Origin of the sequence: Hoeflea prorocentri, from assembly GCF_027944115.1 — a bacterium.
GTDB lineage: Bacteria > Pseudomonadota > Alphaproteobacteria > Rhizobiales > Rhizobiaceae > Hoeflea_A > Hoeflea_A prorocentri.
On sequence record NZ_JAPJZI010000001.1, the window covers coordinates 3,058,263 to 3,082,346 of the forward strand.

The 24,084-nt window shown below is 58.7% G+C and carries 25 protein-coding genes and 1 tRNA gene; 13 read left to right on the top strand and 13 right to left on the bottom strand.

Annotated features, from left to right (window positions below; all coding sequences use genetic code 11):
• Positions 1 to 136: 136 nt before the first annotated feature.
• Together OQ273_RS14245 and OQ273_RS14250 are read right to left on the bottom strand one after the other, a co-directional pair.
• On the bottom strand, positions 137 to 832 hold the full coding sequence (locus OQ273_RS14245) for an RlmE family RNA methyltransferase (RefSeq protein WP_267991160.1): 696 nt from the start codon (positions 830 to 832) through the stop codon (positions 137 to 139).
• Positions 829 to 2,334, bottom strand: coding sequence for a Ppx/GppA phosphatase family protein (locus OQ273_RS14250; RefSeq protein WP_267991161.1), 1,506 nt, complete (start codon positions 2,332 to 2,334; stop codon positions 829 to 831). The genes OQ273_RS14245 and OQ273_RS14250 overlap by 4 nt, the downstream gene beginning before the upstream one ends.
• Before the next feature lie 206 nt (positions 2,335 to 2,540).
• Here OQ273_RS14250 and OQ273_RS14255 point away from each other — a divergent pair.
• Positions 2,541 to 2,614: transfer RNA gene (locus tag OQ273_RS14255), tRNA-Gln, on the top strand.
• A 4-nt stretch (positions 2,615 to 2,618) separates the two neighbouring features.
• Here the strand turns inward: OQ273_RS14255 and OQ273_RS14260 are convergent.
• Entirely contained in the window at positions 2,619 to 2,909 is a 291-nt protein-coding gene (locus OQ273_RS14260; protein WP_267991162.1) for a hypothetical protein, read from the bottom strand.
• Positions 2,910 to 2,995: 86 nt separating this feature from the next.
• On the opposite strand from OQ273_RS14260, the gene OQ273_RS14265 reads away from it, so the two are divergent.
• Complete coding sequence (locus OQ273_RS14265) at positions 2,996 to 3,646, top strand: TetR/AcrR family transcriptional regulator (protein WP_267991163.1); 651 nt, start codon at positions 2,996 to 2,998, stop codon at positions 3,644 to 3,646.
• A gap of 814 nt (positions 3,647 to 4,460) precedes the next feature.
• On the top strand, positions 4,461 to 5,042 hold the full coding sequence (locus OQ273_RS14270; protein ID WP_267991164.1) for a hypothetical protein: 582 nt from the start codon (positions 4,461 to 4,463) through the stop codon (positions 5,040 to 5,042).
• A 131-nt stretch (positions 5,043 to 5,173) separates the two neighbouring features.
• Here the strand turns inward: OQ273_RS14270 and OQ273_RS14275 are convergent, their stop codons facing one another.
• The 10 genes from OQ273_RS14275 to OQ273_RS14320 all read right to left on the bottom strand — a co-directional run bounded on the left by OQ273_RS14275 (position 5,174) and on the right by OQ273_RS14320 (position 15,217).
• Positions 5,174 to 6,262 carry a lactonase family protein gene (locus OQ273_RS14275; protein ID WP_267991165.1) on the bottom strand — a complete coding sequence of 363 codons (1,089 nt, stop codon included), beginning with the start codon at positions 6,260 to 6,262 and terminating at the stop codon, positions 5,174 to 5,176.
• A gap of 20 nt (positions 6,263 to 6,282) precedes the next feature.
• Positions 6,283 to 7,227: an ABC transporter permease gene (locus OQ273_RS14280; protein WP_267991166.1), complete on the bottom strand. Its 945-nt coding sequence runs from the start codon at positions 7,225 to 7,227 to the stop codon at positions 6,283 to 6,285.
• A 7-nt stretch (positions 7,228 to 7,234) separates the two neighbouring features.
• On the bottom strand, positions 7,235 to 8,185 hold the full coding sequence (locus tag OQ273_RS14285) for an ABC transporter permease (RefSeq protein WP_267991167.1): 951 nt from the start codon (positions 8,183 to 8,185) through the stop codon (positions 7,235 to 7,237).
• Positions 8,182 to 8,943, bottom strand: a complete 762-nt coding sequence (locus tag OQ273_RS14290; protein ID WP_267991168.1) for an ATP-binding cassette domain-containing protein — start codon at positions 8,941 to 8,943, stop codon at positions 8,182 to 8,184. The genes OQ273_RS14285 and OQ273_RS14290 overlap by 4 nt, the downstream gene beginning before the upstream one ends.
• A complete protein-coding gene (locus OQ273_RS14295) occupies positions 8,936 to 9,676 on the bottom strand; it encodes an ATP-binding cassette domain-containing protein (protein WP_267991169.1) in 741 nt (246 codons plus the stop codon). The genes OQ273_RS14290 and OQ273_RS14295 overlap by 8 nt, the downstream gene beginning before the upstream one ends.
• 24 nt (positions 9,677 to 9,700) lie before the next feature.
• A complete protein-coding gene (locus OQ273_RS14300) occupies positions 9,701 to 10,879 on the bottom strand; it encodes a substrate-binding domain-containing protein (RefSeq protein WP_267991170.1) in 1,179 nt (392 codons plus the stop codon).
• Positions 10,880 to 11,205: 326 nt separating this feature from the next.
• Positions 11,206 to 12,336 carry a CaiB/BaiF CoA transferase family protein gene (locus tag OQ273_RS14305; protein ID WP_267991171.1) on the bottom strand — a complete coding sequence of 377 codons (1,131 nt, stop codon included), beginning with the start codon at positions 12,334 to 12,336 and terminating at the stop codon, positions 11,206 to 11,208.
• Positions 12,333 to 13,451, bottom strand: a complete 1,119-nt coding sequence (locus OQ273_RS14310; protein ID WP_267991172.1) for an extracellular solute-binding protein — start codon at positions 13,449 to 13,451, stop codon at positions 12,333 to 12,335. The genes OQ273_RS14305 and OQ273_RS14310 overlap by 4 nt, the downstream gene beginning before the upstream one ends.
• A 62-nt stretch (positions 13,452 to 13,513) precedes the next feature.
• The gene (locus OQ273_RS14315) at positions 13,514 to 14,332 is read right to left on the bottom strand and encodes an IclR family transcriptional regulator (protein WP_267991173.1); all 819 of its coding nucleotides are present in this window, start codon (positions 14,330 to 14,332) and stop codon (positions 13,514 to 13,516) included.
• Between the two features lie 48 nt (positions 14,333 to 14,380).
• Positions 14,381 to 15,217: an amidohydrolase family protein gene (locus tag OQ273_RS14320; protein ID WP_267991174.1), complete on the bottom strand. Its 837-nt coding sequence runs from the start codon at positions 15,215 to 15,217 to the stop codon at positions 14,381 to 14,383.
• Positions 15,218 to 15,338: 121 nt separating this feature from the next.
• Here OQ273_RS14320 and OQ273_RS14325 point away from each other — a divergent pair, with 121 nt between their 5' ends.
• The 10 genes from OQ273_RS14325 to OQ273_RS14370 all read left to right on the top strand — a co-directional run bounded on the left by OQ273_RS14325 (position 15,339) and on the right by OQ273_RS14370 (position 24,074).
• Positions 15,339 to 16,646 (top strand): ABC transporter substrate-binding protein, encoded by a 1,308-nt coding sequence (locus OQ273_RS14325; protein ID WP_267991175.1) that lies wholly within the window; start codon positions 15,339 to 15,341, stop codon positions 16,644 to 16,646.
• Between the two features lie 103 nt (positions 16,647 to 16,749).
• The gene (locus OQ273_RS14330) at positions 16,750 to 17,646 is read left to right on the top strand and encodes a carbohydrate ABC transporter permease (protein ID WP_267991176.1); all 897 of its coding nucleotides are present in this window, start codon (positions 16,750 to 16,752) and stop codon (positions 17,644 to 17,646) included.
• Between the two features lie 2 nt (positions 17,647 to 17,648).
• On the top strand, positions 17,649 to 18,515 hold the full coding sequence (locus tag OQ273_RS14335; RefSeq protein WP_267991177.1) for a carbohydrate ABC transporter permease: 867 nt from the start codon (positions 17,649 to 17,651) through the stop codon (positions 18,513 to 18,515).
• 3 nt (positions 18,516 to 18,518) lie between these two features.
• Positions 18,519 to 19,607: an ABC transporter ATP-binding protein gene (locus OQ273_RS14340; protein WP_267991178.1), complete on the top strand. Its 1,089-nt coding sequence runs from the start codon at positions 18,519 to 18,521 to the stop codon at positions 19,605 to 19,607.
• Positions 19,608 to 19,611: 4 nt separating this feature from the next.
• Complete coding sequence (locus tag OQ273_RS14345) at positions 19,612 to 20,724, top strand: mandelate racemase/muconate lactonizing enzyme family protein (protein ID WP_267991179.1); 1,113 nt, start codon at positions 19,612 to 19,614, stop codon at positions 20,722 to 20,724.
• 19 nt (positions 20,725 to 20,743) lie between these two features.
• Positions 20,744 to 21,073: an L-rhamnose mutarotase gene (locus OQ273_RS14350; protein ID WP_267991180.1), complete on the top strand. Its 330-nt coding sequence runs from the start codon at positions 20,744 to 20,746 to the stop codon at positions 21,071 to 21,073.
• Between the two features lie 2 nt (positions 21,074 to 21,075).
• Positions 21,076 to 22,131: a Gfo/Idh/MocA family protein gene (locus OQ273_RS14355; protein ID WP_267991181.1), complete on the top strand. Its 1,056-nt coding sequence runs from the start codon at positions 21,076 to 21,078 to the stop codon at positions 22,129 to 22,131.
• Complete coding sequence (locus tag OQ273_RS14360) at positions 22,128 to 22,577, top strand: MaoC/PaaZ C-terminal domain-containing protein (RefSeq protein ID WP_267991182.1); 450 nt, start codon at positions 22,128 to 22,130, stop codon at positions 22,575 to 22,577. Before OQ273_RS14355 ends, OQ273_RS14360 begins: the two co-directional genes overlap by 4 nt.
• Positions 22,577 to 22,879: a UxaA family hydrolase gene (locus tag OQ273_RS14365; RefSeq protein WP_267991183.1), complete on the top strand. Its 303-nt coding sequence runs from the start codon at positions 22,577 to 22,579 to the stop codon at positions 22,877 to 22,879. The genes OQ273_RS14360 and OQ273_RS14365 overlap by 1 nt, the downstream gene beginning before the upstream one ends.
• A complete protein-coding gene (locus OQ273_RS14370; protein WP_267991184.1) occupies positions 22,872 to 24,074 on the top strand; it encodes a UxaA family hydrolase in 1,203 nt (400 codons plus the stop codon). The genes OQ273_RS14365 and OQ273_RS14370 overlap by 8 nt, the downstream gene beginning before the upstream one ends.
• Positions 24,075 to 24,084 lie beyond the last annotated feature (10 nt).

A 24,084-nucleotide genomic window follows, 5' to 3' on the forward strand; every position in this document is an offset into this window, starting at 1 on the left:
TCCGCCAGACACGCCGGCAGTGCCTCAGGTTCATGCCGTTGCGCTACGGATAGCGCCATCAAATGATCCCATTTAAACCAGAAGCGCTCTGGAAGAGCTCGTGGTGAACGGCAGTTCGGCTCAGCGATTCTGCATATTAACCCCGACCGCGAAAACCCTTCGCTAAGAGATACATCTCGACCGATTCGGCGCGTGAGGCGGGCGGCTTGATGTGGATGACCTGTTTGAAATTCTTCTTCAGCATGTTGAGAAGATCGGCTTCCGTGCCACCCTGAAAGGTCTTGGCGAGAAAGTGTCCGCCCTTGTTGAGCACATCGACGGCGAAATAGGCCGCGACCTCGCACAGATGCATGGTGCGCAGATGATCGGTACGGCGGTGGCCGGTGGTGGGCGCCGCCATGTCGGACAGCACCAGATCGGGCGCGCCGCCGCAGGCCTCTACCAGCTTTTGCGGCGCCTCGTCGTCAAGGAAATCCATCTGCAGGAAATGCACGCCGGGCACCGGGTCCATCTCGAGGAAATCGATGGCTGCGACCTTCGGGTTCTCATCGGTCGAGGCGGTGACCTTGGCGGCGATCTGCGACCAGCTTCCGGGTGCTGAACCGAGATCAACAATGCGCTTTGCTCCGGAGAGGATCTTGTGCTTCTCGTCGATCTCCAGCAGCTTGAAGGCAGCGCGGGCGCGATAGCCTTCAAGCTGGGCGCGCTGCACGTAAGGGTCGTTGATGTGACGTTCCAGCCAGCGGCGCGACGAGGCTTTCAGCTTGCCGCGTTTCTTGATCTTCTGGCCCAGTTTGCGCCCCGTCCGGCTGCCGCCTGTTGCACGTTTCATCGGTTGCCGCCCCCCTCGCCCGGCCTTGGCCCGCGGCGATGGCCCTGCCCGGAAGGCCGCTTGAACTGGTTGCGCCGGCCCCGCCCGCGACGCCAGATGCCGTCAGCGGCCATCATTTCAGTCAGCAGGCCTTCGCGCAGGCCGCGGTCGGCAACGCGCAGCCGCTCGGACGGCCAGCGGCGGCGGATGGCTTCCAGGATGGCGCAGCCCGCCAATACAAGGTCGGCACGGTCCGATCCAATGCAGGGGTTGGAAGACCGGGCCTCGAAATCCCACGAGAGGAGCTTTTGGGTCATCCGGTCGACATCGTTGCTCGACAGCCAAAGGCCGTCGACGCGCCGGCGGTCATAGCGCGGCAGATCGAGATGTACTCCGGCAAGCGTCGTCACGGTTCCCGACGTTCCAAGCAGGTGGAAAACGCCGTTCGGGGAGCCGGAGCAGCCGGGAATTTCCGGACAGGCAAAATCTTCCAGCAGGCCGCTGACCTCATCGACCATGTCGGCAAAGATCTGCGCGGTGACATCGCGCCCGCCATGACGCTCGGACAGGGTCACGACGCCGACCGGCAGCGATGTCCAGGCGGCGATGTGATTGGCGAGCCGGTTGGAGCGGCTTCCCGAAAGGTCGATCGCGGCAATCTCCGACGAGCCGCCGCCAATATCGAACAGGACGACACCGTCCGTCTCGCGCCCGACCAGCGATGAACAGCCGGACACCGCAAGCCTTGCTTCCGTCTCGCGGTTCACGATCTCCAGATCGAGACCGGTTTCCTCCTTGACCCGGTCGAGGAATTCCGAGCCGTTGCGCGCGGCGCGGCAGGCCTCGGTGGCGATCAAGCGGTGGCGGCGAACAGGACGGCTGTCCATCTTGTCGGCGCAGACCTTCAGCGCTTCGACGGCGCGGTCCATGGCCGCTTCGGAAAGCTCGCCGCGCGCGCCCAGCCCCTCGCCCAGCCGCACGATACGCGAAAATGCATCCACGACACGGAACTGGCCCGGCCTTGTCGGCATGGCGACAAGCAGGCGGCAATTGTTGGTGCCAAGATCAAGCGCGGCATAGAGCGGGCCCTTGCCGTGATGCCGCTTCGGCTTCCAGAAACGCTGCTGCCCGTCCTTGTTGCCCTCGCGGCCGCGTTGCTGCGGCTGCGGGGCGCGGCTGCCATTGAGATGCTGAGGTTGCTGGCTGTCCGCCGATTGCTGCTGGGCAGCCTGACCCTTGGCGGATTTGCCGCCCTTGCCGCGCCGTCTGCGACGACGACGTTTGCCTGACCCGCGCGCCTGTCCGTTTCCGGGAGCCGTATCGCCCGGACTGGCCTTGCCGTTATGTTGCGGGCGCCGGGACTCCTCGCCTTGGTCGGATCCCTTGACGGCTTCGCGTCCGCCGGGCTTGTTGCCTGCGGCGCTGTCGGCGCTGGAGGGACCTTCCCGGTCCTCGCCATGCGCCTTGCCGGTTTTCAGCGCCCCGTTTGCGGACGCATCCGCGTCCTTTTCGGGGTCTGCCACTTTATATCCTGTCGCGCCGCGCCAAGCGAAATCTGCGGCAGCGGGCGCGCTCTGTTCTTCGTTGAAGAAACTGTAACAGCGCGCTCAAGGTTCGCCAAACGATTTTTCAGGGCCGTTTCCGGCAGTGTAAATTAATTTTGCCGGGGCGTTTGCATCGCGCTATAATTTTGTCTATAACGCCGCCGCGCCCGAGCAGGCGCGCAGCTTGGGGAATAGGTTAACGGTAGACCCACGGACTCTGACTCCGTTAGTCCTGGTTCGAATCCAGGTTCCCCAGCCAAAGCTTACCAGTGAATGTGCAAGGCTTCTTCAACCGCTATACAGGAGCCCGCCGAAGCTTTGAGGCTTTTCGACCGCCTTCTGTTCACTTCAGCCTCAAAGTCTTTAATCGAGCCGATGCGTTTTCCGAACCGATTTGAACGCTTGGAATAGTGCTGCACCCTGTTGATGGCGCGATGCACGGCGGCTTTCATTTTGGAAATGAAGCCAGCCCAACCCGGCACTGAAGACCAACTAAATGCATAAATAACAACGTTCTGTAGAAAACGCCGGTCAGTTTTGTTGAAGTTCTTCACTTTCAATCCGAAAATGCCTCTCGATTTTGTTTCCTCAGTGCTAATTTCTTCTACCGAAACGGATGATGGGCGTTTTGGGGGGATGAATGAGCACCAATCCAAATGAAGACAACCAGACCGAGGACAAGAAAACGCAGATCCTGAACGCTGCGACGAGATTGCTCACGGCTCAGGGATTGCAGACCCTCTCATTTGAAGCGGTCGCCAATGAAGCGGGCCTCTCCCGTCAATTGGTCCGTTACTATTATTCCGATCTTGATGTCTTGATGGTGGATTTGTGCATCCATCTTCAGAAGGTTTACCAGGAGGTTCTGGTTACAGGAATTGTGGAGGTCGCCGAAGTCGAACGTCTCGGGTTCTTTCTGGACTTCCTCTTCGGTCTCTCCGCAGACCATCCCATGCCTGACAACCTCGAGGCCTATGACGCTTTGTTTGCCTATTCCGTAGGCTCCGCGGCCTTGAAAGAGCGTTTGTGCGAAAAATATAAAACCCTTGGCCAGGTCATTGTTCACGAGTTGGCGATTGCGCATCCCGGACTTGACCACGCCGCCTGTCAGGAACTGTCGTTTCTCATTGTCTCGATGATGCATGCGCATTGGAGTTATGTCGCGACATTGGGCTTTTCGCCCAACCACAACCGGTTGGCACGGGGCGCAATCGACCGCTTGATCGCATCTTATGTCGAGGATTCGACCGCGGTTCCATCCATGGAGACCCCCTGGTCCCGTGATGGTTGATTTCTGTCTGTTAAGGCACTTTCAGGCACATTCATGAAACCTCATTGCCGTTTCGAATCCAGGTTCCCCAGCCAAATCTGTTCAAAGACAATTCCGACACGACTATTTCTTGGCAACGCTCTAGGTGGGCAAGAATTGAGCGAAGGCATAAGCACTGCGAGCAGTTGCCATTTGTTCACACAGCTGCTTGTCAGTTACACCTGCTATCCATACGGTCAATCTGCAAGCGCACTTCTTGCGGGGGTTGTATTGTGTTATACATCAGCACAATGGCCTATTGCTAAGGTCTATGCCAGTTCATCGGATAACGACATGAGAGTAAGTGCACAATGCGAATATTCAACATCTTGGCTCTTGGACTATTACTTGTGGCAACTGGACCCCAAGTAGCCTCTTCGGAGGACGACTTCACGTTGTTCGTAAAAATCTGCAGCAATAGCCCGAAAACGATTCGTAGAAACTGCTCTGGTGTAACAACACTACCTGTGGAGAATACGCGTATAAGACTGTACGCTTATTTAGAACTGACTTGGTTATCGCCAAATCAGAAGGAGCGGTCGCTTCGCCCTCTTTATCTTCGTTGGGAATTCAACTCGGCAGATGGGAAAACGGTACCTCTTGCTAATCCCGATAACAGGAGGACGTACATTTGGCGACCAGCTGTATGGAACAGTGTGACATTCTGGGATGTAAACCAACGTGCGTATCAGGATATGCCCGGCATCTATCGTTTCGTTGTATATAGCGACCGCGGCGACTGGAAAAACTCAATAGTGGAGGAGGTTCTAGTCTCGATAGGATCGGACGCCAGCTGATGTGGAAAGTCTTGTTTTTCTTACTGATTTGTATCGCTTCAATGCCATTGGCTGTCCTTGCTCAGGATGCAAACATAGACGTGAAAATAAACGCATTGGAAGCCCAAATCCGCGCGATTGAAAGCGATATCGACACTGTGAACGATGGTCAGGATGCAGAAATGGCCAAGTTAAATGGCTCCATTGACGAGCTACGAAGACGCATTCAGCGTTTCAATGAAGATTACGAGAGGCTTCAGTCCGCACTTGCTACAACTGAAGCCTTGCGAGGGCAAATAACAACTCTGACCACAGATGTAGCAACCGCAAAAAAAGAGGCTAACCAATCCTCTGAAGCTGCAAACTCCGTCCGCTGGATTGTCTCTATCGCTGCAATTCTCATCACGGGTATGACTGCTGTGCTCGGCCTTCTGTTCTCGCAGCGCTTTGTTGATCTCAAGGCTGACGCTCGCGTCGCACAGGAAGTCTTGGCTAGAGTTGAAAAACGCATGGACGAGTCTACTGACACAAATCAAGTGCTCGCCCGGATTGAGAGATACACTGAGACGATAGTCAGTTCTCTTGAAGAGAAGCCAGGATAGCAACTGAAGACAGGGTTATTGCCCGAGCTGGTTTTGAGGCCACTGAATTCACTGTTGACCGTGCAAACTGGCGTAAAATGCTATTTCCGTTTGATTGAGGCCATGACGGCTCACAATCGCCGTGCCATCGCCTATCCGCAGACGGCGAATTTGATGCACATCGGCGTGCCGATTTCGATGTTTTCCGGGCCTGGGGTCAGCCTCCCGGTTTGTTCATCACGGGAGAAAACGGCGATGTGATCGGAATCCTGATTGGCTGAGAACACCCAGCGTCCGCAGGGACTCAATGCCAGTGCGCGGGGTGTCTGACCACCGCAGGGCGTGCTCTCCACATGTGTAAGCCTGCCATCCTCGCCGATCGCCAGAACGGCAATCGTGTCCTGCCCGCGATTGCCGACATAGAGGAACCGGTCGTCCGGCGAAATCTGGATGTCCGAACAATGATTGCCGTCAGCAGCAACGCCCCGGACGGCGGAGACGGTCTCCACCAGTTCCGGGGTTTGCCCTGCCACAATGGACATGCTGGCAACCGTGCTGTTCAATTCTCCGGTAACAAACAGGCGTGTCCCGTCCGCCGTCCATGCCAGATGGCGCGGCCCCATGCCCTGCGGCATGTCGGTGGCCGATTCCAGTTCCAGATCCCCGTCCTTGCTCAAGTGGTAGAGCAGGATCTTGTCGATCCCGAGATCGGCGACGGCAACCCGTCCGTCAGGCATCTGGCGGATGAAATGAGCGTGGGATCGTTCCTGCCTTTCGGGATGTGTGCCCGAACCCTCATGGGCAGCGCTGGAGGAAGCGGGATGGATGCCTTCAGCTTCGGAGATCGGAAAAACGGCGACGGATTTGTTCGGCCCTTCCGCACCAAGCGCATAGTTGGTCACCAGAAGGTGCCGTCCGTCATTGCTGAGGGAATTGTGCGACGTGATGCTGCCACGGCTCGGAACAATATCGAGATGCGTGATTTCCGCCCCGTCCGGATCAAATTCAAAGGCCGTGACATGGCCTTGCGCGCGCCCGAAAAGCTCCGAGTTTGCAAAAATACGCCGTCCGTCCTGTGTCGTGGACAGATAGGTGGGATTGTCGATCCCCTCGTAGCGCGCGACCAGCGCCGCCTTGCCCGTGGCCGCGTCGAAGCGGAGAACGGAGATGCCCTCGCCATTCGCTGTCGCAAAGTAAGGCGTCGGAACGTTGCAGCTGCCGACAAACATATGAAGAGACATTGCTTGACCTCCTTATGCGCTCAGATCGCGGTGCGCAGATGCGCCTGGCGACCATAGATTGCCACCACGGCGACGATCAACACACCGAGCAGCGCCTGTACGACCGATTGGTCGAAGCCGAGCCCGATCAGCACCGTGTTGAGTTGGGTGAGCACCAGTGCTCCGGCAACAGTGCCGGCAATGCCGCCCTGCCCGCCCGACAGTGCCGTGCCTCCGATCACCGCAGCCGCGATGGTCTGAAAGAGATAGTGCCGGCCGACATCGGCAAAGGCCGCACCTGAAAAGCCCAGAAGCAGAATGCCGGTGACCGCGGCCAGACCTGCGGAGAGCCCGAAACAGAAGACCCAGACCTTCAAAGCGCTGATGCGCACCAGCGGTGCGGCGGTTGGATTGGCGCCATAGGCAAAGATACGGCGGCCCAACAGGGTGCGCCGCTCCAACAGGAACAGCAGCACGGCAAGCAACAATGCCGCCGGAACCAGCATCGGCACCGGGATCGGGCCGATGGACTGCCCGATCGATACAAACTCGCTGATATAGGCCGGCGCGCTGCCGGTCGGGTAGCCCCTGGTCCACAACAGGACGCCGCCGAGAAGCGCCGTGCCCGTTCCCAGTGTGATGATCAGGGGATGTACCTTCAACAGCGACGAGATGGCACCATTGAATGCGCCGACGGCGATGCTCAAGACGAGGACGACGAGTATCGCAACGGGAAACGGCATGCCTTGTGAGGACAGTTGCGCCACCGCCACATTGGCAAAACCGACGACAAAGGGAATGGACAGATCAATGCCGCCGATGAGCATGACGATGGTCTGACCGGCAGCGGCGATGATCAGGAAGGACGCGATGACCAGCATCGCCCTGATAGAAAAGACCGATGTGTAACCTTCAACCGTGGCCGCGCCGATGGCGAAAATCACAGCAACCATGCCATAGGCCAGAACCGTCTTGTTGGTGGTCATGCGCATATCAGCCGGCCCGCCTTGCTCTGAGTTTGTCTGCAATCACCTGCGAGTTCAGCGCCACCGCGACCACCAGCACCAGACCGTAGGTGATCTGCAGGAAGAAGGGCGACACATTCAGATAGGTGATCAGGTTCTGGATGAGGAAGATATCCAGCGCGCCGAGGGCAGCGCCCGCAATGCCCCCTTTGCCGCCCGCCAGGCTGACCCCGCCAAGCGCCGCCGCGGCGATGGCCAGAAGCGTATAATTGGGGCCGACCTGCGCATCGGCTGAACCAAGCAGCGCGGTCAGCGAGATGGCGGCAAGCCCGGCAAAAAGCCCGCCCAGCACATAGGCCAGAAAGCGCACGCGAGCGACATTCAGCCCGGCTGCATAGGCCGCGCGGTCCTCGCCGCCGATGGTCATGATGTGCCCATGCAGCGGCGTTGACTTGACCGCCAGCCACAGTCCGGCGCCAGCCAGAAGCGGCAATATGGACCATTCTTCCGACAGGGACACCAGCCAGGACGGAACCGGGCCGATCGGCGACGGCAGGTACCAAGTCGCAATGCCGGCAAGCACCAGATAGGTCCCAAGCGTTGCGACAATGGGTTGGATGCGAAGGACGATGGCGAGAAATCCGTTCACCGCACCGCCGATGGCACCGACCGCAATCGCAAAGGGCACGATGATGAGGGGCGAGCTGATGCCGAGATCAAGGATCAGCCCCTTGACGGTGAGCACGGAGATCATGCCCATGAGCGGACCGATGGAGATGTCGATGCCTTCGCGACCGGCCAGAATGACCGGTGTTGCGGCCGCCGCAGCCAGTATCAACGGCGCGACGAGGCCAAGTGTTGTACCGAGATTATCAGGCGCAAACCGGTTCGGCGTCACCACCAGGGTGATCAGCATCAGGACCACAAAGAGGCCAAGGGCGAATTTGGCCTCCAGAAGGCTGGCCAGCGTTGATTTCATGCCGTCGCACCCTCACCCTGACCGAACATGGATTGCATCAGGCCGTCGAGCGACAGCTCAGCCCGAGGCAGTGTGGAAAAAATGCCCGCATCGCGAAAAACCAGCACCTCATCGCACAGCTCCACCAACTCATCGAGCTCGGTGGAGAAGAGAACGATGGTCATACCGAGTTCGTTCACCGCACGGCGGAAGTAGTCGTAAAGGGCATGGCGGGTCTGGATATCGACGCCGCGTGTCGGATCGTTCAGCAAAAGGACGCGCGGGTTCGCGGCCATGATGCGCGCCAGCAGAACCTTCTGCTGATTGCCGCCCGAAAGATTGCGGATCGGCGTGGTGTAGGATGCAAACGACATGGAGAGTTCCTTTCGGAAGGCCTCCAGCTTTTCACGCACATGTTTCGAGCGGATCCAGCCACGCGGCGCGAATTCCTCAGCGCTGCCGAGCAGGAAATTGTCCGCCACGCCCAGCATCGGGAATATGCCGTTCTTTTTGCGGTCCGATGGCAGATAGGCCAGCCCCGCACGCCCGGCCTCGGCATAGGTCCGCACCGGCTGCCCGCCTTTCTCCGTCATCGCCTCGATCGACCCTTCGGGCGAGGCGTGCAGGCCGGCAAGCGCCTGTATGAAAAGATCCTGGCCGTGACCGTCGAGCCCGGCGAGGCCAACAATCCGGCCTGCCTCGATCTCCACATCGATCGGCGGGCTGTCCGGCTCCAGCCGCAACCCCGAAACCGAGAGGACCGATGGGCGATCAGACATCAACCAGCTCCTGTGTGAGATGCGCCAGCAGCGTTGCCGGGTTGATGTCGGCTCCTTCAAGCTCGGCGATCAGAACCCCGTTTTGCATAACGTGCACCTGATCGGAGAGTTCCACGATCTCCGGCATCCGGTGCGAAACAAAGACAACGGCGCTGCCGGCCTCGCAAAAGGCCTTCAGCGTGTCGAACAGTTTTCCGCGGTCGGCGAGATCCAGCGCCGCCGTCGCCTCGTCGAGGATCAGCACGTCGGGGCGCCGCGCCAGCCCGCGCGCAATCACAACAATCTGCTGCTCATGAAGCGGCAACTCCCCCGCCGGGCGATCAAGCGCAATCGACCTGTCCGTCAATTGCGCCAGTGTTTGCCGCGCAAGCTCTGTCTTTTCGTTCACACTCATGCAGCGGTGAAAAACACCGTCCTGCCCGAGAAGGATGTTGTCGAGAACCGAGCGGTTCGGGACAACCAGAACCTCCTGCAACACAATCGCAACGCCATGCGCCAGCATCATGCGCGGGTCAGGCACGCCCTGAATCAATTGCCCGCCGACACGGATTTCACCGTTGTCGGCGGGCAGAACACCGCAGAGCACCTTGGCAAGCGTGCTCTTTCCCGATCCGTTTTCCCCGAGAATGGTATGGATCCGGCCGGATTGGATATCGACCGAAACATCGCGCAGTGCCTGCGTCTCGCCGAAACGCTTCGACACGCCACGACAGCCAAGGAGAATCTTGTCCATACCTCTTCCCGCAGCCAGATGTGCTTAGTCGCAAGCTCCCGGCACATCGGCATAGTTCCAGCCCGGAGCCAGCTCGGAACTGTTGAAGTATGCATTCATAACTTCAGAAGGCACAGGGTCTTCCGGATTGACCGGGAAGATTTCCGCTGAATCCGGCTTCATGCAATCGCCGTACCAGGCATCGAAAGATGACATGGGCACCTCCGGAATCGGGATCATCAGCGTGCTGAGCTTCGGCTCCTGACCGGACAGGATACGCGACGACACGCGGAACAGGTTCTGTCCCATCCATTGCGGCAGCACCGCATGGCCCGTGAACTTGAACGCATCCGGATTGGCTTTCCAATAGCCAAGCGCGTCGCCGGTCACCGATCCGGTGATGACGGGGACCGGCCGGCCGGCCTGAGCGAATGCCTCGGCGATGACGCGGGTTTCCGATCCCGTGGTCCACACGCCGTCGATCGGAGCTGGATTGGTAGCCAGTGTCTGCAGGATCACAGATTTCGTGACGCTAGGCGTCCAGTCGCCATTGACCATGCGAACGACCTTGACGTCCGGATATTCGGCAAAGGCAGCCTGGGCGCCCTGACGCTGCTGATCGACAATGGAGACACCGGCAATGCCTTCAACCATGACGACATTGCCCTTGCCGCCGATGGCTTCGGCCAGGCTGCGCGCCATGTCGTAGCCCCATTTGTAGTAGTTCGAGTCGACATTTACCGCATTTGGTGAACTGACCGTCGAGGCTGCTGTCACAAACGGAATTCCGGCCTCTGCGGCGGCTTCAACGGCGGCATTCAGGCCCGTGGGTGAACCCGGAACCGAGGTGATGATGTCGCATTCGGCGTCGATCAGGCTGCGGATGTTGGATATCTCCAGACCCACGTCGCCATTCGAATCCGTCATCTGGAAGGCTGAGACCTTGCCTTCGTCGATCAATCCCTGGACCAGTCGCTTGAGCTCGTTGGTCAGGGCCACACGCCACGGATTGCCCTGATAGCTTTCCGAGTGGCACCAAAGCACCGCACCGTCATTTTTTACTTTCGGCACCTTCGGCAGCCCGACCGGGGTTGCCGAATTCTCATATTCCGCCTGCAGACCGCTCGGCAGGGAACCAATAACATCGTCGACGCCCTCAGCTCCTGCCGAGACCGTCATGGCAGCCAGGGTGAAACCCACTGCGACGTGCCTGAACAATTTCATGATCTACTCCTCCTGTTTTGATGCGCCTGCAGGTTTTCGTCTTGGGCGAAGTTACCCGGAAAACCGATCCCGATCTCCTGACAGGATCGATAGGCGACTATTTCGATTTATCAGCATTAAATTCACTTGTAAAACTAATTTTTACATGTGGTTGAATACGCCTATGAACAAAGTGCGCAAACAGTTGAAAAGGCAGCCATTGGTTGCCGCGAAGAAAACATCTCGACGCGCCAGAGCGATCCTTCGGCAATGTCTTTTGATACAGGCGGCGGGCAGAGCCGTTCCGCAGGCGGCTCAGGAGTGCTGGCCGGTCAATGCAAGCAGCTTCAGTCCCGCGACCAGCCTATGGGCGTCTCGCCAAGATAGGGGGCAGGCCCGTGGGCGGACGGCCGACTTCCGTCGACACGGATCGGCGACAGGAGAGCGCCGATCTTTTGCCCTCCCCTTTCGGTCGCGCCGATCATTCCGAGTTTCTGCAAAATGCCGGAATCAATCAATTCCTGCCAGTTCATGACCGGTGCCGCCCACATATCCGCTTCCGCGAGTTTGGCGATCCAGTAATCGGTCTTGTCCTGGACGATCCTGTCGGCAATGCGGGCGGCGATTTCATCTCGGTGACCGAAGGGATCGAGCGTGTCTGACGGAAACTCGAGCCCGAGATTGCCGAACAATTCCGTCAGGTCATTCATGGCAATGGCAACGTGGCCGTCGGCCGTTTCATAGACGCCATAGGGCGCTGCGAGGAAAGCGTGCGCGGCATTGTTGCTGGGGCGGGACGGCAAACGCTGACCGTCATTGAGGAATGTCGACAGCAACTCGAACTGGAGGTCGACGATGGCTTCCATAAGGCTTGTTTCCACATGGCCGCCCTCGCCCGTCGTCCCGCGTCTGACAAGCAGCGCGAGAACACCCTGCGCCAGGGCGGCGCCTGCCAGGATATCGGCAACCGGAAGGCCGATCGCCACCGGGCCATGCTGTTGAGCACCCGTCAGCCACATGACGCCGCTGCGCGCCTGTGCCAGTAAATCCTGTCCCGGCAGGGCGTCCCATTCATTGCCACCGCCATAGCCGGACACAGACCCGTAAACCACTTTCGGATTTCGCTCGCGAACGGCGTCGTAGCCAAAGCCGAGCCGCTCAATCACGCCCGGGCGGAAATTCTGAATCACCACGTCCGCTTCATCCACAAGCGCCCAGATCTTTTCACGATCCACCTCCGATTTCAGATCGACAGCCAGGGAGCGCTTGCCCCGGTTGATGGCATGAAAGACGGTGCTTTCCCCATCGATCTGGACATCGGACACGTAGAGATAGCGTGACAGGTCTCCCTTGCCCTTGCGTTCCACCTTGATGACATCCGCTCCGAGGTCGGCAAGGCGGAGACTGGCGTACGGGCCGGCAAGGAACTGGCTGAAATCGAGGACTTTCAGCCCCGACAAAGGCGCAACCGCAGTCAATGGACCACTCCTTTAAAACTCTCGGCAAAGGATCGATTGAGCGACTTTACGGCCTGCGGAACCGGTCTCTTGCCTGTGAGCGCTTCGTTGACGATCTCCGCACCTTCCGCCTGAAACGCCATATAGCCGTCATGACGCGGTCTGAGCCAGGCTGCCTCATGGGTCAGGCGCGTGTTCCGGTAAGCATCCAGCACCGGCGCGTTGACCTCTTCGCTCGCCCAGGCAACCGCATTGCCCGGCTGGCCGTTGGATGCCGCATAGAGGCCGGACTGGCACTCGGCTCCCGCTGCCCAGGCGGCAAATTGTGCGCAGAGTTCAGGCGACCCGGTCCGGCTTGAGACGGCAATTCCGGTGCCGCCGAGCGCCGAACCGACCGGCCCGGAACGCCCAAGAGCCGGGATATCCGAAAAGGCCAGGCGGTTGGCGCGGTAGCCTTTGTTGGAATAGCCCTTGTAAAGATACGTCAACGGGGCAATTCGCAACGTGTTGTCCTCGGCCAAACGATCCATGGCGGCAATGGGGTCCATGCCGAAACACTCCGGATCGATGTGGTCGCTCACCGCCTTTAACTCGGAAAAGACTTTGCCGAGCACATCTTCAGGCAGCAATCGGTCCTGTTCCGACCCGCAAGGGTGGCCGATGTTTCCGGCAAGGGTAAAGATGCAGATGAGTGAATGGGGAGGACGCATCGGGAGAATGACCGCTCTGTTCTTTGCAACCTCCTTTACGTCGGACCATGTCCCCACACGATTGCCAAGATCGGGCCGGTGGGCCTGAACCTGCGTCGCCGCGTCAACGGGCAGCGCCCACTGGTGACCGTCAATTGCATAGCTGATGAAGCTCTTTCCGACCGTTTCGTTGGCAAGGGCGGTCATGGCCGTTTTCGGAAGCAACTCGTCCAGTGCCAGCAGGCAGCCCTGACGGGCAACGGCTCCCACATGCGGATGGTCGATAATCAACAGATCGTAGTCGGCGGCAAGCTGGTCAACCGGTGTACTCTCAAAACCCTGCAGCGAACGTTTGTCCCAGGTGATTTTCACACCGGGATTTTGCTCCTCGAAGGCAGCCGACAGTGCGATCATCGGATCGTATCCGCGCGGGTCGGACCATGTCATTCCTTTAAGCGTATGCCTTGCATTCATCTTGTCTTTATTTGCCTTTCAATGTTCGGGTCTGCTTACGACCTCGCCGAGGCGCCCGCACCGATTTTTTCCGATATTCGTTTGCCCGCTTCAATCAGCTCCGCCTTGCAGGCGTTGATATCGGGTTCGTCCACGGCCATGAGGCGGTTGACATAGGGGATCGTCAAAGCAGCGGAGACTTCTCCCCCGTGGCCGAAGATCGGCACGGCGATGTTGTAAACGCCTTCGATGACCGGCGACGGGCTCTGACAAACGCCTGTATCCTGGACCTGTTTCACCGACGCCTCGAAACGGTCGATGGTCTCGCGGCTTGCGTTGTCCGTCAGCGCATAGATTTTGTCGCGCCTGTCCGGCGCCAACCGATGGGCGAGACAGGCGCCCGATGCAGTAAACATAAGCGGCACTCGCGCTCCAAGACGAACGGAAGTGATGTTGTTGCCTGGCGGGTCGACCTGCGCGATGACGAGAATGTCGGTATCGTGCAGAATCGCCATGTGCAGCGACTGGTTGAGCTTGCGCGCAGTGTTTTCCATGATCTCGCCGGCAACTGCGGTCAGCCTTTTTGTCGGCGGATGACGATGGGACAATTCAAACATGCGCATGGTCAGCGAATAGCGTTCGCTATCCGCGTCCAGAAGGACGTAATTGCGATCCTGCAAAACGGCCAGCATGCGATAGATTTCGCTGATGGATCGATCAAGGGCATGTGCGATCTCGGCCTTTTTCAGACCTGATGTCTGGCTTGCCAGCAATTCGAGTATATCGAGCCCCTTGGACAGGGCCGGCGCGCTGTATTTTTCGGATCTCGCCGCCTCTTGCGCCCGCCCCTTCTTGTTCTGTTTGGTTTCTGTCATACCCACACCGTGTTTCTGGTCGCTATCCCGGGGTTGTACTTCAACCCGTCAGATCTGCCAGAGCTTTCTGGCATTGGCACTGTATAACCCATCGCGCTCGGGGATTGACCAGCCCGCTGTCAGCGCCTGGGTGGCCGCAACCCAGGTCGCCATGCCACCGCCAAGGTTGCAAACGGGAATGTCCGAGCCCCAGACGATGCGTTCCGGCCCGAAAGCCTCAGCCGTATGCTCAAAGTAAGGTCGAATATCCGCCAGCGCCCAACTGCCCGGATCGGCATAGGCAACGATGCCGGAGATCTTGGCAAACACGTTGGGGCGCCTGGCAAGTTCGCTGATACTATCCCGCCAGTCCTCAAAACGCCCGGACGCGATATCCGGCACGCCGCAGTGATCCAATACGAATGTGACGTCCGGACAATGATCGACCAACTGCTTTGCCAGGCCGAGCTGGCGGGCAAGCACGCATATGTCGAAGGTCAGTCCGGTGTTTTTCAGTCGATTGATGTTGTCCCGGAAAAGCGCCGTTGTGCTGACCTCGTCCGGCACCACGTGCAGGACGCGGCGAAACCCCTTTACCGCCGGGTTCTGCCGATTGTGCTCCAGAAAAGCGGCAAATCCATTTTCTTCGGGGCGGCAGGATGAGATAACCCCGCGCATCAGACTGTCCGGCCGGCCGACAAGGCCGGCTCTCATATCGGTTTCTTTCTGGATGTCAGATTCTGCGACATCCACCTCCATGTGAAGACACCCGCCAATGCCGAGCCTGGCCGCGTCACGACTGTAATTTTCGAACGTGTTGTCGCGGTTCAGCGCCTCAACATCTGCGAGCCATGGGTAGTCGAGACTGTCCCGATCGATGAGATGCAAATGACTGTCAAAAAGCATGGGTCCGTCCAAAGTTTCTTCCTTAACGTAAACGTTGACTAAATATGAAAGTCAAGTTTATATACGAAATACTGCCACACAGCGCAGCGCTGCAGAGACTGCAGCCAACCGGGAGGAAACTATGAAAAAAGCGAAGTTAACACTATTACTTGGCGCATCGGCGCTGATGGGGCTTGCCGGCCATGCGGTGGCAGGCGAGTTTGACGGGATTACCCTTCAGGCCAAGCTGATCGGCGGGCAGCAATATGAGGCTCTCTATGCCCGGATCGCGGAATGGGAGGCCGAAACCGGCGCAAAAGTCCAGGTCATTTCAAAGAAGAACCACTTTGAACTGGACAAGGAGTTCAAGTCCGATCTGGCGGCAGGCACCCTTGGATGGTGCGTTGGCTCCAATCACTCCTCATTCGCTTCACAATATCCGAGCCTCTATACCGATCTGACACCCTATCTGTCGGATGAGTTCATCGCCGAGTATGTGCCTTCGAACATCGCCGCCTCAAAAATCGGCGATGCGCTGGTGATGCTGCCACGTGCTCAATTCGACGTCTCGGCTCTTTATTATCTGAAGTCCGTTTACGAGAACGAGGACAACAAGAAGGCCTATATGGAAAAGACCGGCCGCGAACTGACGCCGCCGGACACCTGGGACGAATACAAGGAACAGGCGATCTTCTTTACCGATGCGCCGAACTTCTACGGCACCCAATATGCCGGCAAGGACGAGGCCATTGTCGGCCGTTTCTACGAGCTTGTGGTGGCCGAGGGCGGCCAGCTGTTCAACGAAGACTGGTCGCCGGCCTTTAACTCGGACGCGGGCAAGCGGGCTCTGAAATGGTTCGTCGATCTTTATCAGGCAGGCGCCGTGCCGCCTGGAACCACATCATATCTGTGGGATGACCTTGGCCAGGGCTTTGCATCAGGCACCATCGCCCTCAATCTGGATTGGCCGGGCTGGGCAGCCTTCTTCAACGGTGAAGACACCTCGAAGGCCGCAGGTAATGTCGGCGTGAAGGTTCAGCCTGCCGGCAGCGCCGGTGTGCGCACCGGATGGTCTGGTCACCATGGCTTCTCGGTTACCGAAGCCTGCGACAACAAGGAGGCTGCCGCCTCGCTCGTCGCCTGGTTGACCAACGAGGACAGCCAGAAGCTCGAGAGCTCTGCCGGCCCGTTGCCGACCCGCACGGCGGTTTGGGACCATGTCGTGGCTTCGGCTGAGGGCGATGCTTATCGCAAGGAAGTCCTGGAAGCCTTCCAGACGGCGGCCAGCCACGCCTTCCCGGCTCCGCAGACCCCGTACTGGATCGAAGCGACCAACCTGATCTTCCCGGAATTGCAGGCCGCGATCCTGGGTGACAAATCGATCGACGAGGCTCTCTCGGATGCATCCGAAGCCGTTGACGAGATGATGCAGGAAAACGGCGTCTACTAAGTCTCCCAAGACTGGAGGGGCGCACCGCGCCCCTCCGACCGCCTGACCGCCGGGCACGACCCGAATAGAGAAACCTTCCGGTTCGAAACCAAGGACTCGAGCAATGGTGCGCTCCCGCCTACCCACTTGGTTCGTGCTGCTGCTGCCGGCAATCATCATTCTGGTAGCGGTTGTACTGATCCCGCTGATCCTTTCGCTGTATTCGAGCTTCACGCCATATCGGTTGACGCGGCCCGAAACGCTCTACAAATGGATCGGCCTCTTCAACTATGAAAAGGCGGTGACAAGCGCCCATTTCTGGGCCGCATTCGGACGCACGGTCCTTCTCCTGACCATTGCGCTCAACCTTGAAATGCTGATGGGCCTCGGCCTGGCGCTGCTTGTCAACAAGGTGACCTACGGCCAGCGCGCCCTGCGCACCATCATGATGTTTCCGATGATGTTCTCTCCGGTTCTGGTCGGCTTCCAGTTCAAGTTCATTTTCAACGACAATGTCGGGCTGGTGAACAATGCGCTTCAGTCACTCGGCCTGACCGATGTCGCCATTCCCTGGCTTGTCGACGGGCAACTGGCCTTTATCTCGATCCTTGTCGCAGAGATGTGGTCTTCGACATCCGTCTTCGCGATCCTCATCCTCGCCGGGCTTTTTGCCGTACCGCGCGACCCGATTGAGGCAGCAAAGGTGGACGGATGTACACCCTGGCAAAGCTTCAGGCACATCACCCTGCCCTACATCATGCCGTTCATCTATATCGCTCTGGCGATCCGCTCGCTGGACGTGGCGCGCGCCTATGACATTGTGCAGATCATGACCAATGGCGGGCCTGCCCGCCGGACCGAACTGCTTTGGACGCTGATCGGGCGCACCGGCTATGTGGACGCGAAAATGGGCTACGCCAATGCCATGGCGTATGTTTCGATTTTCCTGGCCATCGCATTCACCATCTATTTCTTCCGCAAGCTCAACGCCGCGCGCGCTGAACTCGGAATGGCGAGGTAATCATGGACCAGAACCTCAAACACCGCATACAAGCGCAGACCGCCAAGGTCCTTCATCTGGTCGCCCTGTTCATCGCCATGTGCATTATCTGCATTCCCGGTCTTTGGGTGGTGCTGAATTCACTGCGGCCGACCGTGGAGATCATGGCCAAGCCACCGGTGTGGATACCGAGCGAACTCAATCTCGACAATTACCGCGCCATGTTCGGCGCCGTCGGCGAAGGCGGCGTGCCGGTGCTGCAATATTTCACCAACTCGCTGATCATCTCGGTGACGTCGACGCTCATTGCCGTTCTGATCGGCATGGCCGGCGGCTACGCGTTTGCGCGCTATCAATTCAAGGGCAAGGCGGCCATCTTCATCGGGCTCATGCTGACCCGTGCCGTTCCGGGCGTGTCGCTGTCGTTGCCCTTGTTCATTGTCATGGCAAAGACCGGGCTGATCGACACCCATATCGGCCTGATCCTCGTCTATATCGCATTGAACGTGCCCTTCACCATCTGGCTGATTGACGGCTTCTTCCGCCAGGTTCCGATCGATCTCGCCCATGCGGCTGAAATCGACGGCTGCACACGATGGCAGGCTTTCTGGAAGGTGGAGTTTCCCGTGGCGCGCGCCGGGATCGCGTCAGCCGGCATTTTTGCTTTCCTGACATCGTGGAACGAATATGCGCTTGCCAGTCAGCTGACCCGATCGACCTTTTCAAAGACGATGCCGGTCGGACTGCGCGATTTCACCAGCGAGTTCACCATCAACTGGGGCGGCATGTGTGCGCTGGCGGTTCTGATGATCATACCCGCGCTCATCCTCACATTCATCGTGCAGAAACACCTCATTGCCGGGCTGACCTTCGGCGGCGTGAAAGGATAAGAAATGGCACAGGTTCGCCTGCGGGACGTCGTTAAGAGTTATGGCTCGGTTCAGGTCGTCCACGGCATCAATCTTGAGATCGAGGACAATGAGTTCGTGGTCCTGGTTGGGCCTTCCGGCTGCGGAAAATCCACCACGCTTCGGATGATCGCCGGGCTGGAAGCCATTTCCGACGGAAAGGTGTCCATCGGAGAAAGGGTCGTCAACGACCTGCCGCCGCGCAAGCGGAACATCTCCATGGTGTTTCAGAACTATGCGCTCTATCCGCACATGACCGTGCGGGAAAATCTTGGCTTTTCGCTGCAGATCGCCAAACGGCCACAGGCGGAGATCGACGAGGCGGTCAAGGAGGCTGCCAACATCCTGAACCTGAGCGAATTCATGGACCGCAAGCCCGGCACGCTTTCCGGCGGCCAAAGGCAACGGGTCGCAATGGGCCGGGCGATTGTTCGCCATCCCGATGTGTTTTTGTTCGACGAGCCACTTTCCAACCTTGATGCCAAGCTGCGCACGCAAATGCGGACCGAGATCAAGAAACTGCATCAGAAAGTCAAATCCACCATCGTCTATGTCACGCATGACCAGGTCGAGGCGATGACGCTGGCGGACCGGATCGTGATCATGCGCGACGGCCATATCGAGCAGGTCGGCACGCCGCTCGACGTTTTTGAAAATCCGGCCAACACCTTCGTGGCCACCTTCATCGGTTCGCCGCCGATGAACCTGCTCTCCGCTCAGGTCAAGGAAGGGCAGCTTGCGCTCGACGGCGGTCCGGTTTCGAAACTGCCGCAGCAGTTTGCCGGCAATGTACAGGAAGGACAGCAGGTGATCCTCGGCTTTCGCGCCGACAATTTCATGCTTGCCGGTCATGCCATGCAGATGGAAGGCGAATATGCCGAATTCGACATGACGGTGAACCTGTCCGAGCCGCTCGGCACCGAGACCCTTCTCTTCGGTTCGCTCGCCGGCAAGGAGGTTCAGGCAAAGATGCTGAACCCGCGCCCCGTCGAAGACGGTGAACGGCTGACCTTTCAGCTCGACCTGACCCGCTGTCACCTGTTTGACGCCGAAACCCAAAAGAGCCTGAGATAGAGCCATGGCCCGGATCACCGAGATAGAAATCTTCATGGCGAACCTTCAGCCCAAGGTGAAACGGGTTGACGCCATTCAGAGTTTCGTCAGTCAGGAGACGCCTTTCGTGCGGGTGACAGACGAGGACGGCGCGAGCGGTCTTGGATATTCCTACACGATCGGCCAGGGCGGACCAGCCGTGATGTCGCTGCTGCGCGAGACTCTGGTGCCGCAGCTCATCGGCCGGGAGGCTGAAGATATCGGGCGCATCTGGCGCGACCTGCTGTTCTCGACCCATGCCACTGCAGTCGGGGCGATCACCTCTCTGGCGCTTGCGGCGATCGACACGGCCCTATGGGACCTGCGCTGCAAACGGGCCGGACTGCCGCTATGGCGCATGCTGGGCGGCGCCAAGGCGTCCGTACCCATGTACACGACCGAAGGCGGTTGGCTGCATATCCCGACCGAGGATCTTGTCTCCGACGCCGTCGAGGCGAAATCTCTGGGCTTTTCAGGATCGAAGATCAAGATCGGACGGCCGCATCTGTCGGAAGACCGCGAGCGTCTGGCAGCGGTACGCGAGGCGGTCGGCCCGGATTATGAAATCATGGTCGATGCCAATCAGTGCTTTTCCCGGGCCGAGGCCACGCGGCGGGCAAAGGTGCTTGAGGAAATGGGCATTGCCTGGTTCGAAGAACCGATGCCCGCAGACGATGTTATGGAACATGTACGGCTCGCGGCCTCAACGTCGGTTCCAATCGCCGTAGGGGAAAGCATGTATTCCCTGTCGCAATTCAAGGATTATCTGACAACCGGCGGCGCAAGCATCGTCCAGGTGGATGTTGCCCGCATCGGCGGCATCACGCCGTGGATGAAGGTTGCGCACATGGCTGAGGCCTTCAACGTGCCCGTCTGCCCGCATTTTCTTATGGAACTTCATGTCAGCCTTGTGTGCGCAATCCCCAACGCACCGTGGCTGGAGTATATTCCGCAGATCGACAACCTGACGGCCGAGCCGATGCGCATGGAGGCAGGCCGCGCTTTTGCGTCCGATGCACCGGGCCTCGGGATTGCGTGGGACGAGGACTTGTTGAACGCGGCGCGCATTGACGGGCTCAGCGCCCGGGTGACCAACTGACCGGAAAGGTGGAGCGGCAATGCAGAGAATGGGAATGGCAATCGGCCTTAACGCCGAAAAGGTCCAGGAATACAAGACGCTGCACGCCGATGTCTGGCCGGGTGTCCTGAAAATGATCACCGAATGCAACATCCGCAACTATTCGATTTTCCTCAAGGAGCCGGAAAACATTCTCTTCGGTTATTGGGAATATCACGGAACGGATTTTGCCGCCGACGCGGCCAAGATGGCCGCTGATCCGGAAACCCAGCGCTGGTGGGATGTGTGCATGCCCTGCCAGAAACCCTTCGAGCATCGCGGACCGGACGAGTGGTGGGCGATGATGGAGGAGGTCTTTCACCTCGATTAGCCATGACGCAGAATTTTCGACAGCACTGGCCAAAAGCAACGGATCCGAAACCGATCGTCATTTTCGGGGCCGGTTCCATTGTGACCGACGCACATCTGCCGGCCTATGCGAGGGCCGGCTATCGGGTGGCCGGTGTCTTCGATCCGGATCTGGACAAGACGCGCGACCTGGCAATGGCCCATGGTATCGCTGCCTATGGCTCACCGCAGGAAGCGGCATCGGCAGGCGATGTCGTCTTTGACCTTGCCACGCCTCCGGCCGCGATTGCCAATATCCTGGAGATTCTGCCCGAGGGTTCCGCGGTGCTCATTCAAAAGCCGATGGGCAGTGATCTTGAGGAGGCTACAGAAATCCTTCAAATCTGCCGCCGCAGAAAGCTGAAGGCGGCGGTGAATTTCCAGCTCCGGTTTGCCCCCATCACACTGGCCTTGCAGGATGCGATAGAACGCGGGCTTCTCGGCGACATTGTCGATTTCGATGCCTGGCTTGCACTCGACACGCCCTGGGGCCTGTGGAAGTTTCTGGAGCCGCTGCCGCGCGTTGAGATCAGTCTTCATTCAATCCACTATCTGGATCTGATCCGAGGATTGCTCGGCGATCCGAAAGGCATCCACGCCAAGACCTTGGGGCATCCATCCTCAAAGATTGCCCAGACACGCACCGCCGCCATTCTGGATTATGGCGATGAGTTGCGCTGCGCCTTGTCGATCAATCACAATCACGCGTTCGGCCGCAAATATCAGGCCTGTGAATTCCGCATTTGCGGCACCAGGGGCGCTGCCTACCTGCAGCTTGGCGTTAATCTCGATTACCCCAAAGGCGAGGCGGACATATTGGAGATCAACACAGGAGACGGCTGGGAAACCGTCACGCTGAGCGGAACCTGGTTCCCGGATGCGTTCGCCAGCCGGATGAGCCAGCTCCAGCGCTTTGCAAGCGGCGAGGACGACACGCTGATCGGAAGCGTTGAAGACGCCTGGTCGACCATGGCCCTTGTCGAAGCCGCCTATGAAAGCAGCGCCAGCGAAGCCCACCCAATCGCAAGGAGACCGCAGTGAACATTCAGGAAATCTATTTCGAGGACTATGAGATCGGCCATTTCCGGGAGACCTTCGGGCGCACGATCACCGAAACGGATTTTGTCGTTCACGCCGGACATACAGGCGACTTCTTCCCGCACCACATGGACAAGGAGTGGTGTAAGACACAGGAATTCGGACAGCGTGTCGCACATGGCACGATGGTGTTTGCGATCGGCATCGGCCTCAGCGCAAGCGAGATCAACCCGGTCGCGTTCTCCTATGGTTACGACCGCCTGAGATTTGTGAAACCGGTTCATATCGGCGACACGATCCGCACGCGGCTGACCATCGACCGCAAACATCCCGACCCGAAACGCGAAGGGATGGGTCAGGTCTTCGAGAAAGTCGAAGTGCTCAATCAGAACGATGAAACCGTGCTTGCTACCGAACACATCTATCTTGTCGAAATGCGGAAAGCCTGATGAGCGCGTTTTTGAAACTTCACCCGAAGGATAACGTCCGTGTCGCGCTGCGTCCTGTCGAACGGGGCGACCGGTTTGAAACCGATGAGGGACCAGTTACATGTTTGTGTGCGGTGGGCATGGCCCACAAGGTCGCCGAGCGCCTGATCGAAAAGGGAAGTCTGGTGATCAAGTACGGTATGCCCATAGGCACGGCGATCACCGATATTGCGGCCGGCGAACATGTGCACGTCCACAATATCGAGAGCCGATACACACCGACCTATCATCATGAAGACCAGGCGGAATCAAGCAATGAATAAGACGTGGCAAGGCTATCTTCGAAAGGACGGGCGAAAGGGTATCCGCAATGCGGTCGCGGTTGCCTATCTCGTCGAATGCGCACATTTCGTTGCCGACAAGATCGTTCGACCCTTTGACGATGAGGAGGTCCACCTTATCGGCTTTCCGGGCTGCTTTCCGAACGCCTATGCCCAGACAATGATGGAGAAGCTCTGTACACACCCGAATGTCGGCGCGGTGCTTCTTGTTTCCCTTGGCTGCGAGAGCTTCAACCGCCGGCGGCTTTCAGAGGTCATTGAAGCCTCCGGCCGGCCGGTCGAGACGCTGGTCATTCAAAGAAACGGCGGCACCGCCGCTACGATCAAGAGCGGTCGGGACTTCGTCCGCGCCGCGCTTGAGGAAATCGCCGACGTGCCAAAGGTGGAGATGGGTGTCTCCGACCTTGTTGTCGGGACCATCTGCGGCGGCTCGGACGGAACCAGCGGCATATCTGGAAATCCGGCGGCAGGACGCGCCTTTGACCGCCTCGTTGCCGAAGGCGCAGCCTGCATATTCGAGGAAACGGGCGAGTTGATCGGCTGTGAGCATCTGATGGCGGAGCGCGCGATCACTCCGGAACTTGGCGAACTCATCAAGCAATCAGTCGACAAGGCGGCGGCCTATTATGCGGCCCTTGGATATGGGAGCTTTGCTGCGGGGAATGCCACTGGCGGATTGTCGACAATCGAGGAAAAGTCGCTGGGCGCCTATGTGAAATCGGGTGAGGCACCGATCAGCGGCATTTTAAAGCCGGGAGACACGCCACCGAAGGGCGGGCTTTATCTGATGGATGTCGTGCCCGACGGACCCGTCCGTTTCGGCTTTCCCAATATTGCCGACAATGCGGAAATCACCGAGATGATTGCCTCTGGCGCGCATCTGACCCTGTTTGTGACAGGCCGCGGGTCGGTTGTCGGATCGGCGATCGCCCCGGTTATCAAAATCTGCGCAAATCCGGAAACATACCGCTCACTCGAGGCGGATATGGACGTAAACGCCGGTGCGATTGTCGACGGGCACATGAGCATCGACGGTGTCGCCGACGAGATCTTTGAACTGATCCAGGACGTTGCGGGCGGCGAGACGACAAAGTCCGAGGCCATCGGCCATCGCGAATTCATCCTGACCTACAAGAGTTTTGAACCGATCGGGCCGGCATGCCTGCCCGTCACGTAAGATATGCATG

Coding starts and splice junctions, on each gene's coding strand:
- OQ273_RS14330 (WP_267991176.1), top strand. CDS start 16,750: ATGGTGCGCTCCCGCCTACCCACTTGGTTCGTGCTGCTGCTGCCGGCA.
- OQ273_RS14300 (WP_267991170.1), bottom strand. CDS start 10,879: ATGAAATTGTTCAGGCACGTCGCAGTGGGTTTCACCCTGGCTGCCATG.
- OQ273_RS14245 (WP_267991160.1), bottom strand. CDS start 832: ATGAAACGTGCAACAGGCGGCAGCCGGACGGGGCGCAAACTGGGCCAG.
- OQ273_RS14340 (WP_267991178.1), top strand. CDS start 18,519: ATGGCACAGGTTCGCCTGCGGGACGTCGTTAAGAGTTATGGCTCGGTT.
- OQ273_RS14280 (WP_267991166.1), bottom strand. CDS start 7,227: ATGACCACCAACAAGACGGTTCTGGCCTATGGCATGGTTGCTGTGATT.
- OQ273_RS14370 (WP_267991184.1), top strand. CDS start 22,872: ATGAATAAGACGTGGCAAGGCTATCTTCGAAAGGACGGGCGAAAGGGT.
- OQ273_RS14355 (WP_267991181.1), top strand. CDS start 21,076: ATGACGCAGAATTTTCGACAGCACTGGCCAAAAGCAACGGATCCGAAA.
- OQ273_RS14365 (WP_267991183.1), top strand. CDS start 22,577: ATGAGCGCGTTTTTGAAACTTCACCCGAAGGATAACGTCCGTGTCGCG.
- OQ273_RS14265 (WP_267991163.1), top strand. CDS start 2,996: ATGAGCACCAATCCAAATGAAGACAACCAGACCGAGGACAAGAAAACG.
- OQ273_RS14290 (WP_267991168.1), bottom strand. CDS start 8,943: ATGTCTGATCGCCCATCGGTCCTCTCGGTTTCGGGGTTGCGGCTGGAG.
- OQ273_RS14325 (WP_267991175.1), top strand. CDS start 15,339: ATGAAAAAAGCGAAGTTAACACTATTACTTGGCGCATCGGCGCTGATG.
- OQ273_RS14275 (WP_267991165.1), bottom strand. CDS start 6,262: ATGTCTCTTCATATGTTTGTCGGCAGCTGCAACGTTCCGACGCCTTAC.
- OQ273_RS14285 (WP_267991167.1), bottom strand. CDS start 8,185: ATGAAATCAACGCTGGCCAGCCTTCTGGAGGCCAAATTCGCCCTTGGC.
- OQ273_RS14270 (WP_267991164.1), top strand. CDS start 4,461: ATGTGGAAAGTCTTGTTTTTCTTACTGATTTGTATCGCTTCAATGCCA.
- OQ273_RS14295 (WP_267991169.1), bottom strand. CDS start 9,676: ATGGACAAGATTCTCCTTGGCTGTCGTGGCGTGTCGAAGCGTTTCGGC.
- OQ273_RS14315 (WP_267991173.1), bottom strand. CDS start 14,332: ATGACAGAAACCAAACAGAACAAGAAGGGGCGGGCGCAAGAGGCGGCG.
- OQ273_RS14320 (WP_267991174.1), bottom strand. CDS start 15,217: ATGCTTTTTGACAGTCATTTGCATCTCATCGATCGGGACAGTCTCGAC.
- OQ273_RS14335 (WP_267991177.1), top strand. CDS start 17,649: ATGGACCAGAACCTCAAACACCGCATACAAGCGCAGACCGCCAAGGTC.
- OQ273_RS14310 (WP_267991172.1), bottom strand. CDS start 13,451: ATGACATGGTCCGACCCGCGCGGATACGATCCGATGATCGCACTGTCG.
- OQ273_RS14345 (WP_267991179.1), top strand. CDS start 19,612: ATGGCCCGGATCACCGAGATAGAAATCTTCATGGCGAACCTTCAGCCC.
- OQ273_RS14350 (WP_267991180.1), top strand. CDS start 20,744: ATGCAGAGAATGGGAATGGCAATCGGCCTTAACGCCGAAAAGGTCCAG.